The 15,849-nt window shown below is 41.2% G+C and carries 14 protein-coding genes and 5 pseudogenes; 10 read left to right on the top strand and 9 right to left on the bottom strand.

Annotation, left to right across the window (positions count from 1 at the left end; translation table 11 throughout):
• The 6 genes and pseudogenes from FTT73_RS14590 to FTT73_RS14565 form a co-directional block, all read left to right on the top strand.
• The coding region (locus FTT73_RS14590; protein ID WP_180191598.1) for an integrase core domain-containing protein at positions 1 to 292 on the top strand (292 nt) is incomplete at its 5' end.
• A 38-nt stretch (positions 293 to 330) separates the two neighbouring features.
• Positions 331 to 1,584: pseudogene (locus FTT73_RS14585) on the top strand (site-specific integrase); the annotation flags it as partial.
• Positions 1,585 to 1,714: 130 nt separating this feature from the next.
• Positions 1,715 to 2,077 (top strand): MbcA/ParS/Xre antitoxin family protein, encoded by a 363-nt coding sequence (locus FTT73_RS14580; protein ID WP_159138971.1) that lies wholly within the window; start codon positions 1,715 to 1,717, stop codon positions 2,075 to 2,077.
• A gap of 291 nt (positions 2,078 to 2,368) precedes the next feature.
• Positions 2,369 to 2,627: pseudogene (locus tag FTT73_RS14575) on the top strand (helix-turn-helix domain-containing protein).
• A 189-nt stretch (positions 2,628 to 2,816) separates the two neighbouring features.
• On the top strand, positions 2,817 to 3,125 hold the full coding sequence (locus tag FTT73_RS14570) for a helix-turn-helix transcriptional regulator (RefSeq protein WP_004282130.1): 309 nt from the start codon (positions 2,817 to 2,819) through the stop codon (positions 3,123 to 3,125).
• Positions 3,122 to 4,411 (top strand): type II toxin-antitoxin system HipA family toxin, encoded by a 1,290-nt coding sequence (locus tag FTT73_RS14565; protein ID WP_180075631.1) that lies wholly within the window; start codon positions 3,122 to 3,124, stop codon positions 4,409 to 4,411. The genes FTT73_RS14570 and FTT73_RS14565 overlap by 4 nt, the downstream gene beginning before the upstream one ends.
• Before the next feature lie 17 nt (positions 4,412 to 4,428).
• Here FTT73_RS14565 and FTT73_RS14560 read toward each other — a convergent pair whose 3' ends face one another.
• Together FTT73_RS14560 and FTT73_RS14555 are read right to left on the bottom strand one after the other, a co-directional pair.
• Positions 4,429 to 7,776 (bottom strand): DEAD/DEAH box helicase, encoded by a 3,348-nt coding sequence (locus FTT73_RS14560; RefSeq protein WP_180072816.1) that lies wholly within the window; start codon positions 7,774 to 7,776, stop codon positions 4,429 to 4,431.
• Between the two features lie 264 nt (positions 7,777 to 8,040).
• A pseudogene (locus FTT73_RS14555) lies at positions 8,041 to 8,934 on the bottom strand (IS481 family transposase); the annotation flags it as partial.
• Between the two features lie 204 nt (positions 8,935 to 9,138).
• Here FTT73_RS14555 and FTT73_RS14550 point away from each other — a divergent pair.
• The 4 genes and pseudogenes from FTT73_RS14550 to FTT73_RS14535 form a co-directional block, all read left to right on the top strand.
• The gene (locus tag FTT73_RS14550) at positions 9,139 to 9,441 is read left to right on the top strand and encodes a helix-turn-helix domain-containing protein (protein ID WP_159138966.1); all 303 of its coding nucleotides are present in this window, start codon (positions 9,139 to 9,141) and stop codon (positions 9,439 to 9,441) included.
• A 64-nt stretch (positions 9,442 to 9,505) separates the two neighbouring features.
• A pseudogene (locus tag FTT73_RS14545) lies at positions 9,506 to 9,694 on the top strand (type II toxin-antitoxin system HipA family toxin); the annotation flags it as partial.
• Positions 9,695 to 9,809: 115 nt separating this feature from the next.
• Positions 9,810 to 10,046: a VF530 family DNA-binding protein gene (locus FTT73_RS14540; RefSeq protein ID WP_002058193.1), complete on the top strand. Its 237-nt coding sequence runs from the start codon at positions 9,810 to 9,812 to the stop codon at positions 10,044 to 10,046.
• A gap of 251 nt (positions 10,047 to 10,297) precedes the next feature.
• Positions 10,298 to 10,597: pseudogene (locus tag FTT73_RS14535) on the top strand (ion transporter); the annotation flags it as partial.
• Positions 10,598 to 10,700: 103 nt separating this feature from the next.
• On the opposite strand, the gene FTT73_RS14530 reads toward FTT73_RS14535, so the two are convergent.
• The 7 genes from FTT73_RS14530 to FTT73_RS14500 all read right to left on the bottom strand — a co-directional run bounded on the left by FTT73_RS14530 (position 10,701) and on the right by FTT73_RS14500 (position 15,742).
• Positions 10,701 to 11,780, bottom strand: coding sequence for an ArsO family NAD(P)H-dependent flavin-containing monooxygenase (locus FTT73_RS14530; RefSeq protein WP_005093691.1), 1,080 nt, complete (start codon positions 11,778 to 11,780; stop codon positions 10,701 to 10,703).
• Positions 11,781 to 11,874: 94 nt separating this feature from the next.
• Positions 11,875 to 12,579 carry an arsenical resistance protein ArsH gene (gene arsH, locus FTT73_RS14525; RefSeq protein ID WP_035337425.1) on the bottom strand — a complete coding sequence of 235 codons (705 nt, stop codon included), beginning with the start codon at positions 12,577 to 12,579 and terminating at the stop codon, positions 11,875 to 11,877.
• A gap of 4 nt (positions 12,580 to 12,583) precedes the next feature.
• A complete protein-coding gene (arsB, locus tag FTT73_RS14520; RefSeq protein ID WP_005093695.1) occupies positions 12,584 to 13,624 on the bottom strand; it encodes an ACR3 family arsenite efflux transporter in 1,041 nt (346 codons plus the stop codon).
• Between the two features lie 5 nt (positions 13,625 to 13,629).
• Positions 13,630 to 14,103, bottom strand: a complete 474-nt coding sequence (locus tag FTT73_RS14515) for an arsenate reductase ArsC (protein ID WP_074382687.1) — start codon at positions 14,101 to 14,103, stop codon at positions 13,630 to 13,632.
• Between the two features lie 6 nt (positions 14,104 to 14,109).
• The gene (locus FTT73_RS14510; protein ID WP_005093699.1) at positions 14,110 to 14,430 is read right to left on the bottom strand and encodes a metalloregulator ArsR/SmtB family transcription factor; all 321 of its coding nucleotides are present in this window, start codon (positions 14,428 to 14,430) and stop codon (positions 14,110 to 14,112) included.
• A 192-nt stretch (positions 14,431 to 14,622) separates the two neighbouring features.
• Positions 14,623 to 14,862, bottom strand: coding sequence for a thioredoxin family protein (locus FTT73_RS14505; protein ID WP_005093701.1), 240 nt, complete (start codon positions 14,860 to 14,862; stop codon positions 14,623 to 14,625).
• Between the two features lie 19 nt (positions 14,863 to 14,881).
• Positions 14,882 to 15,742: a permease gene (locus FTT73_RS14500; protein WP_218946078.1), complete on the bottom strand. Its 861-nt coding sequence runs from the start codon at positions 15,740 to 15,742 to the stop codon at positions 14,882 to 14,884.
• Positions 15,743 to 15,849 lie beyond the last annotated feature (107 nt).

The raw sequence follows: 15,849 nt of genomic DNA, 5'->3' as shown, positions 1-15,849 counted from the left end.
CATTCGCTATACCAATCGTTTAGAAGCAGCAAATTTACGAGCATCAGTCGGTACGACTGGTGATTCATACGATAATGCTTTGGCTGAAACGGTGAATGGCTTATACAAAACAGAGGTGATTGAATATCTAAAAGCAGATTGGCAAGGTTTAGCGGATGTACAACTTGCGACACTAAATTGGGTAGATTGGTTCAATAAAGAGCGTGTACATAGTGCACTAGGTTATGTATCACCTTTTGATTTTGAAGCAATGTACTATGATAAGATTAACCCGTTAGGTCAGGTGGCCTAACTTAAATAAAAAACTCTCCGACAAACCCGGTACGGTTCAAACTGAATAAACACACTGTCACTGTGCCCCTAAAACTGATATTGAATCAGGTCTTTAAAGAGCATCATTACTCCTTTCACTCTTTTCGTCACACGGCAGCGAATCATTTATCGCTTTTACTGAACTGTGAATATGCACCACTTGTGCAAGAGCTGACTGACTATAGTGAAAACGAATATGAAAAAATTCGAGCTGAACTTCTTCAAAATCAACATGGACAAAACCATTGGTTTGTTATTGCACATCTTTTAGGGCATATAGAACCCGTTGAAACTTTCAAAAGTTATATTCACTTTAGTTATCTCATTGCTGGTCAAAAACTACTGAAACATCATCCAGATATGCCAAATGAACTGGCTAAAAAAATCATGGGCTACAATGCAACGTTTAAAAATTTGAAAATAACAACGGATGAAAAAGACTTTAATTTTGAAAAAAATCAGGCAGTTCTAGCAACTATATTATTGAACGATCAAACAAACTGGCTCCAAAGTAATGCTACTGACATTCTTAACGAACTGTCAGTACAAACAAATCAACCCCATGACTTTTTTGCTTTTTTCGCCGGCACAGAGGATTCTAAAATTTCACTTCAACGCTTTTATGAAACACTCAACTTATTAGAGACTACTCACGATCCTAAAAGTGCAGCTCAACGTATATGCTTACCAGAAGAGCTCGTAAATTATTGGTATGAAAATGCCCTAAATTTAGCAGACATTAAATCAAAAAAAGGGAATCCTCGTTTATTTAGTATTGATAGCTCAACCCTTTTAAAGCCAGCGATGCTTGATACCGCTGAAGAGCTTCACGCTGTGACTTATTTTTTTGAACATCTACAGAAAATAACTCGCAAAAATCCAATACAAATTGAATTCATTTTGAATGTATTTTTGAGTCGAGTGACCGCATCACACACAGGTATCCATTATCGCTGGAAGGATATCAATCATCTCGAACATTTTTATTCCCAGGTTAAGGCTTTATTTCCTGCCAAATTTTGGCACTTATTTGGACAAGATTTGCAAACAAAGTTAGATGCTAAACAACAGCCTCAACTTTTCAAATTAGCAAAAGCATCAACAGATAAACATCCATCAACTCAAGAGGAATTTCCTCGTCTACAACTCTACTCAGTAAAAGATGGTCATGCTCTTGCTGCATTTAAATTTTGCTTACATCTAGCCTGTATCGGTAGACCACGATCTCTTGAACTTAAAGCTGAAGGTCTAAAAATAACTACATGCTGTTAAATAATTTAACCGTTGCTTCCTTATCTAAAGCCAAATTTAATATATCTTTAGTAAAAATTGGATGTCTGATCAACGATAATTAAATAGTATAAACTCTATGAATTAGCAGCGTCTGAAACAGGGATCGGTCATGCGTACAACATCAGAAAAAACTGCAAAACAGAAAATGATATTAGCTAAGGCAGTTTTAGCTGCTGCTGAACGACTTGGTCTTGCACACGATCAACTAGCCTTAATACTGAATATAGATTCAGTGAAAAATTTAACCTCTCTTGAATTAGATCCCACTTCAAAACAGGGAGAAATCGCCCTCACTTTAATCCGTATTACCACATCACTAGATGCTCTGACAGGTGGGGATACAGCCTGGATGCAGCATTTTATAAAATCACCCAATAAATTGTTGAGTGGTATTCCAATAGAACAGATTCAGAACCCTCAGGGATTGGCCTCTGTTTTACAATTGGTGGAAGGTCTTCGGGCTAAACTTTAAGATAAGCAAAGTATTACAGAAAAATTTGAAAGTGATAGTCCTCTCCAATAATTCAAATGCGAGGTATAAGAATCCCCTCTTCTTCTCAAGATGTATATGTCTGGCCTAATTCCGTCAATTAATTGCGAACTGCTGCTATATATTGGATTTTATTAACCTGATGCGAGGCAAATCCTCCTTATAAACTCAATAGCTATTCAAGAACCATTATAAAAAGTTTGCTATATAGCGAACATTCACCATAATTAGTTAAAAGTTTGCTATATGGCTAACAAAGTTTCGGGAGCAAAAATGGCTACAAGAGGTGAAATAGGTAAAAAAATACGTTTGGCAAGAAAAGGATTGGCTATACACAGAAAAGTCTTGCAGAAAAAACTAAAGTCAATAAAACAACAATTTCAGAGATAGAGAATGGCCGTTTTACAGGTTCATTTGACATATTTGAACGTGTGCTTGATGGCGTGGGTTTACAATTCGAAGTGAATAAAAAAAATTTAACTTGCCCCAATGGGATGAAATTGAAGCAATATTTTCGGAAGATGATGAATGAAATTATTTACAGGCTCTATCATTTGGTATTTACGTCCAACAATGCAAAATCAACAACAACTTGAACACCCATTTCTCATACAAGTAGGGCTATTTTACAGATCGAAATGATAAATTCATAAATTGCTTTTCAAAAAAAAAGAAACTAATATGTTTCTTATATGACCTAAAAGCAATAAATTTATCTACAATGAATAAGTCTTTACTTCAGCAAATCAAAAAAAGACGAACCCAATTGGGCTTAAAGCAAGTTGATATGCAATCCCGTACAGGCATTTCAAGACAGCAATACCAAAAGCTGGAAAGTCAGGGTAACCCTCGATTAGAGACCTTAGAAATTATCGCGGCAGGATTAAATGCTCAACTGATGCTCATCCCTGATGATAAGGTTCATTTGATTAGACAATTATTGAATGATGAAATTAAAGTCACTATTGAAGATCAGGATGACTTAATGACTAACCCATGGAAGGGTCTTCTCGGAGGAGAGGAACCATGAATACTGTTGCCGTCCTGAAATTAACATTACATCACGCTGTCGTTGGATACTTGGCAGGATTTCAGAGTGGAAAAAATATTCTGGTTTTTACAGATTCTTTCCGCTTTGATCAGCAACGTCCGACCTTGAGCCTGCTGACTTCCCCCTTGTATCCTCAAGCGGATAAAATTTTAGAAAAGACCTATGTTACACATCAGCGCTTACACCCCTTGCTATCAAACTTGCTACCAGAAGGGGCATTACGTGAACTGATTGCACAAAGCCTCAAAGTACATATAGACAATGAATTTCAGTTATTGGCAGATTTAGGTCATGATTTACCTGGAGCACTCATTGCGACTCCATTAGATCCAGAAGAAATTCCAGATGAAATAAAATTCAAACTGCAGATCTCGAATCCAGATCAAATTTTAAAGCAAGAGATTCGAACAGATAATAAGTTTTCCTTGGCCGGCGTCCAAATGAAGTTTTCCATGAAAGCCAAAGATGGGCGTTTTACACTAGCACAGGCAACGGAAACGACTCTACTCGGGGACTGGATTATCAAAACTCCTTCTTCCAGACATGCTTTTGTTCCGCTAAATGAATATTCTATGATGACCCTTGCCAAAACGGTCGGAATAGATGTCCCTGAGATTCGCTTGGTGGATATGGCCCTTTTACAAGACCTTCCACCATTAAATTTACCCCAAGAGCAATATGCTTTCGCAATCAAAAGATTTGATAGACAGAGTACTGCTGATACTACAGAGCTTATTCACATCGAAGATTTTGCTCAGATCTTCGGCGCATATCCACATCAGAAATACAGCACCACAAATTATGAGCAGATAGGAAAGATCATTTATCAATTTTCAGATAACAAAATTATTGATATTCAGCAATTTGCCAGCCGTTTACTCGTCAATATTTTACTCGCCAATGGAGATGCGCACTTAAAAAACTGGAGTATGATTTATCATGATAAAAGTGCACCCAGATTATCTCCCGCATACGATATATTAATGACCAGTGTATATATTGAAAATGAGCGTCATTTCGCATTAAATCTTGCCAAAAATAAAGATTGGTATTTAGCTGAGATGAAACACTTTGAAGAATGGGCTGAAAAAGTCGGTGTTCCATGGCGTGTTATTGAAAAACAACTTCACGCGATCATGGACAAAGCACGGTCAGTATGGCCAGTGCTATTACTAGACTTACCTATGATTCCTGCTCATAAAGAAAAATTAAGACAACATTGGAAAAAATTGCATCCGCACTTTCAGATACTTACAAATGATTAGGGTAATCTGAAACCAAACTAAAATTTCTCAAACAAGTTCATCACGTCATTTTCCGTCAGTTTCGCTTCGCCCTCATGATCTGTACTTAGAATAGAGTGTGCCAGTTCTGCTTTATTTTGCTGTAAGGCAAGAATTTTTTCTTCTATGCTTTTATTGGTAATCAGCTTATACACAAATACCGGCTTGTCCTGTCCAATCCGCCATGCACGATCTGAAGCTTGATCTTCAGCAGCAGGGTTCCACCATGGATCATAGTGAATGACTGTATCTGCGGCGGTTAAATTCAGACCGACCCCTCCTGCTTTCAGACTGATTAAAAATACCGGCACTTGTCCAGACTGGAATGTAGTAATAGCTTCATCCCGTTTCTTGGTCTTTCCAGTCAGTTTCACATAGCCAATTTCTGCGTGATGGAGCTGCTGCTCAATCAGTTCCAACATTGAGGTAAACTGAGAGAAGATAAGAATTTTTCGCCCCTCTTCCACCATTGGAACGACCATATCCATCAACTGTTCAAGTTTGGCAGAGTGTGCCTGCCCGGTTTTCACTGAATCCAGCTTTAGTAAGCTAGGATGGCAGCACACCTGACGTAGCTTCAGTAAGGCATCTAAAATTTGAATTTGACTACGTTTAAAGCCTTTTTCTGCCACAATTTTCTGAATGCTGGCTTGCATCGTGGCACGAACAGCCTCGTATAGCTTGGATTGCTGTTCATTCATATCAATATTGACTTCAATCGTGGTTTTTTCTGGCAATTCTTTGGCAACGTCAGTTTTCAAGCGACGTAAAATAAAGGGTTTAATGCGGTTTACCAACTTTTGCCTTAACTGCTGATCACCGCGTTTTTCAATCGGATAGCGGTATTTTTTATTAAAGATTTCTTGTGAATATAAAAATCCTGGCATCAGAAAATAAAATAGTGCCCACAGCTCACCCAAATGATTTTCCATAGGTGTACCGGTTAGACATAGGCGATGTCGTGCTTTTAATTGCCGTACCACCTGTGCAGCTTTGGCACGCGGATTTTTGATATTCTGCGCTTCATCCAAAATGAGTTGATGATATTCATATTGCTTCAGTTGCTCTTCATCTCTCGCCAAGAGCGGATAGGTGGTTAACACAATGTCATATTGTGAAATCTGCTCAAAATACTGATGGCGGTCGGGGCCCTGTAGCAGCAGTACCTTGAGCTCAGGTGTAAATTTTTCCGCTTCTTTGAACCAGTTATGCATCAGCGATGTGGGTGCAACAATTAAGGCGGGGCTGTCCTGCAAATGACCAGCCTGCTTTTCCATGAGTAAATGCGCTAAAGTTTGTGCTGTTTTGCCCAAGCCCATATCATCTGCCAGAACCCCGCCATGCTGGGTTTCCCTTAAAAACTGTAACCAGCCTAAGCCCTGCTGCTGATATGGGCGCAATTCCCCCTGAAAACCTTGTGGTGTCGGCAGTTGTTGCTGATAGCCTTGTTTGAATTTCTGTACAAATTGCTGCAGCTGGTCACTGACCTGCCATGTCATCCCAAGATTATGCTGTAATTCTAATAGTTGACTCGCATCATAGCGATCGATACTGCGCTCTTCTTGCTGTAAAATGCTCTGCAGATGCAACAATACCGGCTTAATGTCCCTGGCGGATAGAGCCAAATCAGGTTGATCCACTGCAGTTTTCAGGGTGAAAATTTGGCTGTCATTCAGATAACTAAAAGTCCGTGGATCAAGTAAATCAGGATTTTTTTGCACCAAAGCTACGATTGCATCGAGCAAATCATAACAATTGCCTGCACTGTCCTGAACCGTCGCCCCGATATCGAACCAGTCCTGCTGGCTTTCAGATTCAGTGATGGAAATATTTAAATTTTCAACATATTGCAGCTTAAATGGGCTGTGTTCCAGATGCTCTATCTGCCATCCCATCAATTCAATTTGATTGATGGGCATCAGCTGCTTGATCCAGTCTCCATAGAAAGCAAAAACCATAGAATCGAGACGTTGTTTATCCAGTTTTAATTGCTGGTAATAGCTAAGATCTTTCACCCACTCCAGTGATTCGACCAACAATTGTAAACGCTGGATTGCCTGTTGTTCCTGAACAAAATCCCGAAGCTGTCGCACCATTTTGCCATGCTGCTCACCAATAAAACTGTCACCTGATGTACCTGCTTTTATTCGCCCACCTGCATAGGAGAATTCAATTTCAGCACAAACAGACTCCTCTAATTTCCAATCAAATTTATCTAAAACACCAAAGCGTAAAATTGGCTGGGGGCTACCCTCAAGGACCTCAACATGCTGAATAGACTCGGGCTGAGGCAGATTTTTCACGTCTGAATATTGATGAGTCAGTTGCTCAAACTCTGGCAAGAGCGTAGCTGGAAGATCAGGCATCTGTAAAAAATGGTAGAGCAGATTTGCCGTATATTCACCATATAACTGGCCCACCGTGTTCTGTTGAATATCCACATAACATGGTGGCTGGCTCGCGAGAATCTGGATATGTGGATTTGATTTTAAATCGAGTCGAATATCGCCATTGACCAATTCAATGTTTAAATGCTCCGTCTGTTTGTTGACACCTTGTTCCCAGATCAATTCGATGTGATAGCCTTGTTCTGACCATTGAAGTGCAGCATAGCTCTTTTTTTGCCAGTACACATCGCCACTTTGAATAAAAGATTTAAAGTGCTCCAATGAAATTCCGGAGATATCAAGATTGCTTTGATAAAAACGCTCGTCGCTGTTTATTTTGGCGTAATAATAAATCTGGTTAAATAATTGTCGTTTTTGTTCCGGTAAAGTCAGATGCTTTCTGGTGATATTTTCATAGTGCGTATAATCACTTTCACCGGCAATCGAGCCATTTTTATTGCGTCTGGCCTTCTGCACCACAAGGGTCAATTTCTTTGAGCTGACAGACTGATTTAACAGGTAAATTAAACATGTGTTTGTTTTGGCAGGCTGCTCAGGTTCAGTCTGTTGTAAATACCGTTTAAAATCATTCAACCAGCGTTGCGCCTGATCATACCCCTGTTTGCGTTTTGCGATTCCCTGTGGGGATTGAGAGTCAGCATAACGCTGCTGAAATTCCTGGCGATATTCCTGAAAGAATAACCGCGCTAAAGCCGCAGCATGTTTACAGTTATATCCAACCGGACAAGTGCAGTCGTCATCAATTAAACGGTCTTTTTGGGGATTATAGGTAATCGCAGTATCATAATAATCTGTCCCTTCAATTTGGGCATACATCGTGACACCGTCTTTTTCCTCAAAGAACTCAATCGTTTCCCTATCAATGTGTTTAGCATAGCTAAGGCTGCGCTGAATAGTTGCAGTACTAAAGCGAGATAGAAAATTGATCAATGAGGACATAATTACCAGACACTAAAAATGTTTATACAATTATAACGGACAAAGCTGTCATTTCAGAACAGTAGCCGAACTGCTCAACCTGAGCACAGATTCGACTCACTCAATAGGAATATTGTGAATAAAGACAATCAAATTCGAGAAGTTAAACAGTTCATTGAGATCGAAAATATCCTGATAGAAAGTGATCATTTCTTCACAACAGTTAATTTTAAACCAAATGGGGTCAAAAGTTTTAGCATTGTTTCTATGTGTGATTCATAGAGATCATTTCAATTTAGCGATCTCTAGATCCGTCTTGTAATTGGCATGTTGAATCCGTTCATTTGAGGGGTTGTATTGCTTCTGGACTTCATCTGAGAAAGGAGTTTCTTCACATAATTCAAAGTACCTCTCCATCGGTGTTTTACCTTTCAACGCTGAATGTGGTCTCATCCAGTTATAGTAATGCTGCCATTCGGCTAGCTTGTCTTGGATATCCTCAGAATCGATATCTACAGTAGCGTAGAACTCAGATTTATCAGTTTTTTGCGAATGCTCTACCTTGCCATTCAGATGAGGTGAACCTGGTTTATTTGGCCTAAATTTGATTCCATGCTGCATCATTTTTTTCTGTACTTTTTCAGCAAAGAATTCCCGCCCACGATCGGTCTGTATTCGCTGTATGGGAAAAGGCATTTCTTCAATTACGCAGTCTAAAAAGTCGAGAGTATTCGCTGCTGTTCGGCGTTTATATATCCTTAAAACGCGATATCGTGTGCAGTCATCGATAGATGTGTACTGATATAGTCCTGGACCCAGTTTACAGGTATCCATTTGAATTCTATCGCCTGATAATGGGCGTTCATAACGAATGAAATCTGCTTTACGACGGAATTTTTTAATCGGTTTGACTTGATGGGTGGATAGTACTTTATGGATAGTCGCTAAGGACAACGAGACTCCGTGCAGCCTCATCAATTCTGTTTGCAAACGTCGAGCACCAAAATTTCTAGCTGAGCGCATTTCTAATATTAAGGCTTCTAGCTCAGCATTGATTTTAGTATTTGGCGATTTTAAGGGACGTCTACTCTGGCTACTTAATCCATCAATACCTTGCTCAGAATATCGTTTCCACCACTTGCGTAACGTTGGTCTAGAAATGCCACATCTCCGACAAACCCGGTACGGTTCACTCGGCAATGATTTATTTATTACCATAGATTGTATTAGATTCCATTAGATTGTAAATGTCTAATTAGATTTCTTTAATCTAATAGGATCTAATCAGGCCAATAAAGCACCTTCTTACCGATCAACTGGTTTATTTTATAACTCCATTATTTTGTGGTTTAATAGACATATATGGACATAAGACCCAATATTATGGATTTAAAATTCAGAAAACCTGAAGAAGTTGTTGGATTATTATGTGAGAGGCTTCGTAAAGAACGACTTTATCTGGAAATGACTCAGGCAGATGTTGCTGCACGTGCTGGTATTGGTGTGAATACAGTATCCAATCTGGAAGCAGGTCGAAATGTTTCATTTGAAAATTTAGTACACGTTGCCATGGTCCTAGGCCGATTACAAGAATTAGAGGAACTCTTCAAACCTCATTTAAACAGTGTAGATGATATTCTTCGCTATGAGAGCAATACGGCTCGCCAACGTATCAAAAGGAAATAAATCCATGCTCAAAAAACTTAATGTTTACTACAATGAATGGGGTGAATATTGGCTTTAGGGTACACTGGTCTCCTCAACAGCAATCACAGGTCGACCATTAATTGCCTTTGAATACAGTGCTGAAGCGATCCGTAAAGGTTTAGAGCTTTCCTCTTACCTACTTCCATTAAAAGGTGACCCATTAAGAAAAAACTTTCCTACACAGCAAATGGGATTACCAAGTCATATATATGATGCATCACCCGATGGCTGGGTGTGCTCCAGAATTTTGGTGGCTATTCAGTCCATCATTACTTACATTCCAACTCTCTAGTTTTCCAACTAGCCCAGGTTATAATAATGGCCACCCAAAATACGATTGATCTATTATGAACACCTCCAATGACCCTTTACACGGCAAAAAACTTGCTGACATTTTGGATGAATTATTGGATTACTACGGTGGCTTTGAAGGTTTAAGTCGTAAAATTGAAATTAGATGTTTTTGCATAGACCCAAGTGTTAAATCATCATTGCGATTCTTGCGTACCACACCATGGGCACGTGAAAAAGTAGAAAGCTTATATTTGTACGTCTTACGCCAAAAGGCAAAACAGAAACCGTAGCCCCAGGCAACACCCCTCTCATTATAAAATTATACCAGTCAGTAAAACACCTTTAGATTAAGCATGTGTATGTTGGTTATTATTGTTGATTATCACAATAAATTAGTGACCAAAAATCAAAGTACCCCACCCTACCTTAAATTACACCACACAAAATAAAAACTCTATACAACTGTTATATATAGAGTTTATTAAAATACCAATTATGTTATTTAGTGTATTTTATGTCGGTGACTCTTGCCAAGGTTGGGGTCATTACCATTTTAGGGGTAGGTCTGGCAGCACTTCCTGCGGGTATTCTGGCCAATGAGCTGAGACAACGCAAACACAAGCTGGAATTAAGATTTCGTGAACTGCTTGATGACGCAGAAATTGACTTGATTGAAGATCAAGAAAAAATTGAAACTTTACGTAAAGAAGTCGGGCTGAGCACAGAGCAAATGCAGGATATCCTGTTAGAGCTTATTCATGAGCGCAAGAAAGAACAACTCGAGCAGGAAAAAAACAAGTATTTCTTCTGCCCGCATTGTGGGCATAAGTTACCTGATTAAAAGGTAGCCAGATCATCGCGAGCATCAGACCATAGGATATGATACTTGTTGCAGGCAGATGCTATTCACTCAATTTTTTCGTTTGAAGCAGGATCAAGTCATTTCAATCTAAAAACGCAGCGATTTCATCGGCCACTGCCCTGGATGTCCGGGAAACTCCGACCAGCGTCGCCGAAGCAGCACCGGTCCATTCCCCATAACCGACCAGCCATAAATTCGGCAGCTGAACCGAGCGGCCATCCTTCACTGCGATGGTCTGGTCCTGCTGGATAATCCCGAGGCTGCTAAGATGATTCAGCGCCGCCTTAAATCCGGTACACCAGATCACTGCATCCACTTGCGCGGTGCTGCCATCTTCCCACATCACGCCATGTTCGGTAAAAGCCGAAAATGGACGCTTGCTCTGTAAAACGCCTCGCTCACGTGCCTCTTTGACTGAATCAATCATGACAATATCGCCCAGACCACCAATGGGCTGCTCGATCTTTCTACCTTGCTGCTGGGCTTTCAAACGCTCGGTCGCCCTTAAGAACAGGACACGGCCATCGACATCATCTGCCAGAAATTGCGGCGGTGTCTGGGTGATCCAAAGCGTTTCAGCTACCTGGGAAACCTCGGCCAGGATTTGCGCACCGGAGTTGCCACTACCCACGATCATGACTTTCTTGTTTTTAAATAACTCAGCATTTTTATAATCTGCTGAATGAAGTTGTATACCCTGAAAATGCTCACGACCTGCATACTCGGGAATAAATGGTTGGCTCCATGTCCCTGTAGCGCTTACCACCGCTTTGGCTTTCCAGGATTGTTCCCCGGCATAGACCTCTAAATATGTCCCCTTGTTTTCCACGCGCTCCACATGCACCGGACGAACTACAGGAAAGTGATAGCGCTGCTCATAGGCGGTCAAATAATCGATCACCTCATTGCGGGTCGGATAGGTCTGTTCGGTCGCCGGCATCATCCAGCCCGACAGCGAACTCCAGCTATTGGGGGAGAAAAGACGCAAGGACTCCCAGGCATGCTGCCAGGCACCTCCAGGCTGAGGCTGATCATCCAGGATGATAAACGGAATATTCTTGCGCTTTAAGAAATAAGCCGTGGACAAACCGGCCTGTCCAGCACCGATGATGATCACATCTGTTTCGATCTGTTTTATGTCCAAAGCCTTTTCCCCTTGCATTTTTCTGTCGTTCTTGATGCAGCATCCCGCTTTTTCAGCGGGTTTCTGCTGATTTCTCTGATTGACCGGACAGCCTGATCAAGCAAATTCAGTCTTACAAACTGCGCTGATTTACCCGTTTGGAAAGCTCTTCAGCCGATTCCTTGCGTTCTGAATAACGATCTGTCAGGTATTTGCTTTGACCACGAGTCAGCAAGGTAAATTTATACAGTTCTTCCATCACATCCACAATCCGGTCATAGAATGCTGATGGCTTCATTCGTCCATCTTCTTCAAATTCCAGGAATGCTTTTGGAATTGAAGACTGATTTGGAATCGTGATCATCCGCATCCAACGCCCCAAAACACGCATCTGGTTCAGACTGTTAAAGGACTGTGATCCCCCACTGACTTGCATCAAGGCAAGGGTTTTTCCTTGAGTGGCACGAATTGCGCCCCCTGCCAGTGGAATCCAGTCAATCTGGGATTTAAAGATGGAACTCATAGAACCATGTCGTTCCGGTGAACACCACACCATGCCTTCTGACCATGCTAAAAGTTCATGCAACTCTTTTACTTTTGGATGCTCAGTATCCGCATCTTCAGGTAAAGGAAGCCCTTTAGGATGAAAGATTTTTACTTCTGCCCCAAAATATTCAAGGATTCGACCAGCTTCAAGAACTGCAAGGCGACTGTAAGAACGTTCCCGATTAGACCCATAGAGCAGTAAAATCCGAGGAGGATGAGCTAGTTCTTTGGCTTGGACTTTTTCAAAGGTGGGTTGTTCAATAAGATTTGGATCTACGTTAGGCAGGTTCATCATATCAAGCCTCTTTAAAATATTTCTTTCTTAGCCACAGTGAAACACTCACTAAAGCAATTAACACAGGTACTTCAACCAATGGCCCAATAATCGTGGTAAAAGCAACCGGCGAAGCAATACCAAAAGTTGCAATGGCGACTGCAAGTGATAATTCAAAATTATTTCCAGCCGCAGTAAATGAGATTGCAGCAGTTTTTGGATAATCATTGCCCATCCATTTACTCATAAAGAAGCTAATAAAGAACATGGCCACAAAGTAAATGATTAAAGGAATCGCGATGCGTAAAACTTCCAGTGGAAGACTCACAACATCACCCCCTTTTAAGCTAAACATGGCCAAAATCGTAAACAGCAAAGCCATTAAACTCAGCGGGCTGATTTTTGGAATGAACCTGGTTTGATACCATTCCACGCCTTTTTGTTTCACCAAAATTAAGCGCGTTAAGAAACCCAATAAGAACGGAATTCCAAGATAAATCAGAACAGCATGGGTAATGGTCCAGAAGCTAACATTGATCACTTGAGCTTCAATACCAAAATATGGCGGAAGGAAGGTCAGGAATAACCAGGCGTAGGTACTGAAGAATAAAATCTGGAAAATACTGTTAAACGCCACCAATGCTGCAACATATTGGTTATCACCACAGGCCAGACCATTCCACACCAGTACCATGGCGATACATCGAGCTAAACCAATCAGGATCACGCCTGTCATATACTCTGGATAGCTATGCAAAAAAATCACAGCCAACGCAAACATCAGTACCGGAGCAATCAACCAGTTTTGAATTAAAGATAGCGTCAGGGTTTTTTTATCCTTAAACACTTGTGGCAAGGTCGCATAATCCACTTTTGCCAGGGGTGGATACATCATCAGAATCAGACCAATCGCGATTGGAATATTGACTGAATTAATACTGAATTGATCCAGAGCAACCGATGCTTGAGGAAAAAAGTTTCCTATTGCGATGCCTAACGCCATGGCAATAAAAATCCACAGCGTCAGGTTGCGATCTAAAAAGGACATGCGTTTTTCAGACATGTGACTTACTCAACATTCGAAATTTGATTAATCGCTGCAATCAATTGTGAGCGAGAAAGTTCATCTACGTTAAGTTTAAACAAAGTATCCAGGCGACGATTGATATGTTCAACAGTGTTCATAAAGGCTTGCATTTTTTCTTCTTTATCCACCTCTAAATGTGACGGATCAGACAGGCCCCAGTGCGCCTTGATCGCTCCGCCAAGATAAAGAGGACACGCTTCCTGTGCAGCCGCATCACAGACGGTAATCACCACGTCTGGCTGATACTGTTCACAGGCATCAATCGTCTTGCTGGATAAGCCTTTAGTCGACAAGCCCAGATTGTGCAGGGTTTCAAGCGTCAAGGGATGCACCTGACCGGAAGGTTTGCTGCCAGCACTGTAAGCGACCCAGCCTTCTGGCGCACGGCTATTGAACAACACTTCAGATAGAATGCTGCGGCAACTGTTCCCCGTGCATAAAAACAAAAATTTCATGAAAACTTACTCGCAATGGCTCTGAATCGATAGAGCGGAAGAATCAAATAAAACCGGAACGTCACTACGTTTCAGTACGTCCAGAATTTCAAAGCACCAGGCCGGTAATTGCGGATTGAGGCTGTAGTACACCCACTGGCTTTGCCGACGATCGTTGAGCAGACCGCAAGACCGCAACAAGGCCAAATGCCGTGAAATTTTTGGTTGGCTTAACTGCAGTTTATCGGTCAGATCACAGACGCATTGCTCTTTATTTTCCGCAATCAGCAGGACAATACTGAGACGTGTTTCATCAGATAAACATTTAAAAAACTGAACGTGGTCCATAGCTGCTCCCCTTCTATTATGCAAATATATACATATCCATATATATAGTAAATAGTACAAGTGAAAAATTATATCTGGATCAGGATATCACAGCCAGAAAGCGCTGGATTTAACAGTTTCCCTCTTCTTCCAATATAGAAAAACCAGCGACTTGAACCACTGGTTTTCTTCGCTACAACTTTAATTTTGAAGTTATTTATTTTTCTCGATCAGTTCCGCGATAGCCTGAGCTTCCAGAATTTTACCACTCGATACGATTTTACTGTCAATCATCAGACCCGGTGTGCTTAACAGTCCGGTTTCGGCAATCTGCATCATATCCGTGACATACTCAATGTCCGCTTTGACACCGGTGCTTTTCACTGCTTCTTCAGTTGCAGCCAACAGGGCCTTACATTTACGGCAGCCTGTACCCAAAACTTTAATTTTCATCTTTTATTCTCCATACATTTTATAAAAACCAGTCACCCAAAGTATTCAGGCTATAGCCAATAATCAAGATTCCCACAAAAACGATCCCTATAAACAGGCTCAATAAGCGGGTTTTCACCACCTGTTTTAACAGGATCAGGGATGGCAGGGAAAGTGCTGTTACCGCCATCATAAAGGCCAATACCGTCCCCAACCCCACACCTTTCACCACCAAAGCTTCTGCAATCGGCAAAGTGCCAAAAATATCTGCATACATCGGTATGCCTATGATTGTAGCAATCAGTACGGAATACCAGTGATCCTGACCAAGCAAGGCGGTAATCCACTGTTCAGGAATCCAGTTATGAATTGCCGCGCCAATCCCTACGCCAATCAACACATACATCCAGACCTTGCTAAAGATTTCCACCACCTGTTCCCAGGCAAATTCCCGGCACTCTTTCGCAGACATTTTAAAATCTTCATCACCCTGAGCTGTACTATTTTGCGTAACAAATTTAGCGACATACTTTTCCATTTTGAAAAAGCTGATGAGTGATCCACCAATAACTGCCAAAATCAGACCAAGAACCACATAGATCATGGCAATTTTCCAGTTAAAAATACTGGCCAATAAAATAATCGAAGCCAGATCGACTAAGGGAGATGAAATCAGAAAGGAAAAGGTCACCCCCACAGGCAGTCCGGCACGGGTAAAACCGATAAACAGCGGAATGGAAGAACAGGAACAAAATGGGGTAATGGTGCCGAGCAAGGCCCCCATGATATTGGCTTTGATCCCGGTCATGCGTCCCAGAATCTGCCGGGTGCGTTCAGGCGGAAAATAACTCTGGATATACGACAGGCTTTGACATACTCCCACCACTTTCACGATGTTCAAGTGGGGGATTCTAAAAGCAAAAGCTCTTAGGTGACTTCCTCACGGATTTCACTTGCTTTCTGCTTCGCAAGGCGACCTTTACCGCATCCACCCTCCACAGACAAAAC

The organism is Acinetobacter sp. YH01006 (genome assembly GCF_013420445.1).
Classification (GTDB): domain Bacteria; phylum Pseudomonadota; class Gammaproteobacteria; order Pseudomonadales; family Moraxellaceae; genus Acinetobacter; species Acinetobacter pseudolwoffii.
This window is presented reverse-complemented; position numbering and strand designations above follow the sequence as displayed.

What these genes read in the sequence shown, in the direction of transcription:
- FTT73_RS14580 (WP_159138971.1), top strand. Translation starts at nt 1,715, where the DNA reads ATGCGTACAACATCAGAAAAAACTGCAAAACAGAAAATGATATTAGCT.
- FTT73_RS14570 (WP_004282130.1), top strand. Translation starts at nt 2,817, where the DNA reads ATGAATAAGTCTTTACTTCAGCAAATCAAAAAAAGACGAACCCAATTG.
- FTT73_RS14565 (WP_180075631.1), top strand. Translation starts at nt 3,122, where the DNA reads ATGAATACTGTTGCCGTCCTGAAATTAACATTACATCACGCTGTCGTT.
- FTT73_RS14560 (WP_180072816.1), bottom strand. Translation starts at nt 7,776, where the DNA reads ATGTCCTCATTGATCAATTTTCTATCTCGCTTTAGTACTGCAACTATT.
- FTT73_RS14550 (WP_159138966.1), top strand. Translation starts at nt 9,139, where the DNA reads ATGGATTTAAAATTCAGAAAACCTGAAGAAGTTGTTGGATTATTATGT.
- FTT73_RS14540 (WP_002058193.1), top strand. Translation starts at nt 9,810, where the DNA reads ATGAACACCTCCAATGACCCTTTACACGGCAAAAAACTTGCTGACATT.
- FTT73_RS14530 (WP_005093691.1), bottom strand. Translation starts at nt 11,780, where the DNA reads ATGCAAGGGGAAAAGGCTTTGGACATAAAACAGATCGAAACAGATGTG.
- arsH (WP_035337425.1), bottom strand. Translation starts at nt 12,579, where the DNA reads ATGAACCTGCCTAACGTAGATCCAAATCTTATTGAACAACCCACCTTT.
- arsB (WP_005093695.1), bottom strand. Translation starts at nt 13,624, where the DNA reads ATGTCTGAAAAACGCATGTCCTTTTTAGATCGCAACCTGACGCTGTGG.
- FTT73_RS14515 (WP_074382687.1), bottom strand. Translation starts at nt 14,103, where the DNA reads ATGAAATTTTTGTTTTTATGCACGGGGAACAGTTGCCGCAGCATTCTA.
- FTT73_RS14510 (WP_005093699.1), bottom strand. Translation starts at nt 14,430, where the DNA reads ATGGACCACGTTCAGTTTTTTAAATGTTTATCTGATGAAACACGTCTC.
- FTT73_RS14505 (WP_005093701.1), bottom strand. Translation starts at nt 14,862, where the DNA reads ATGAAAATTAAAGTTTTGGGTACAGGCTGCCGTAAATGTAAGGCCCTG.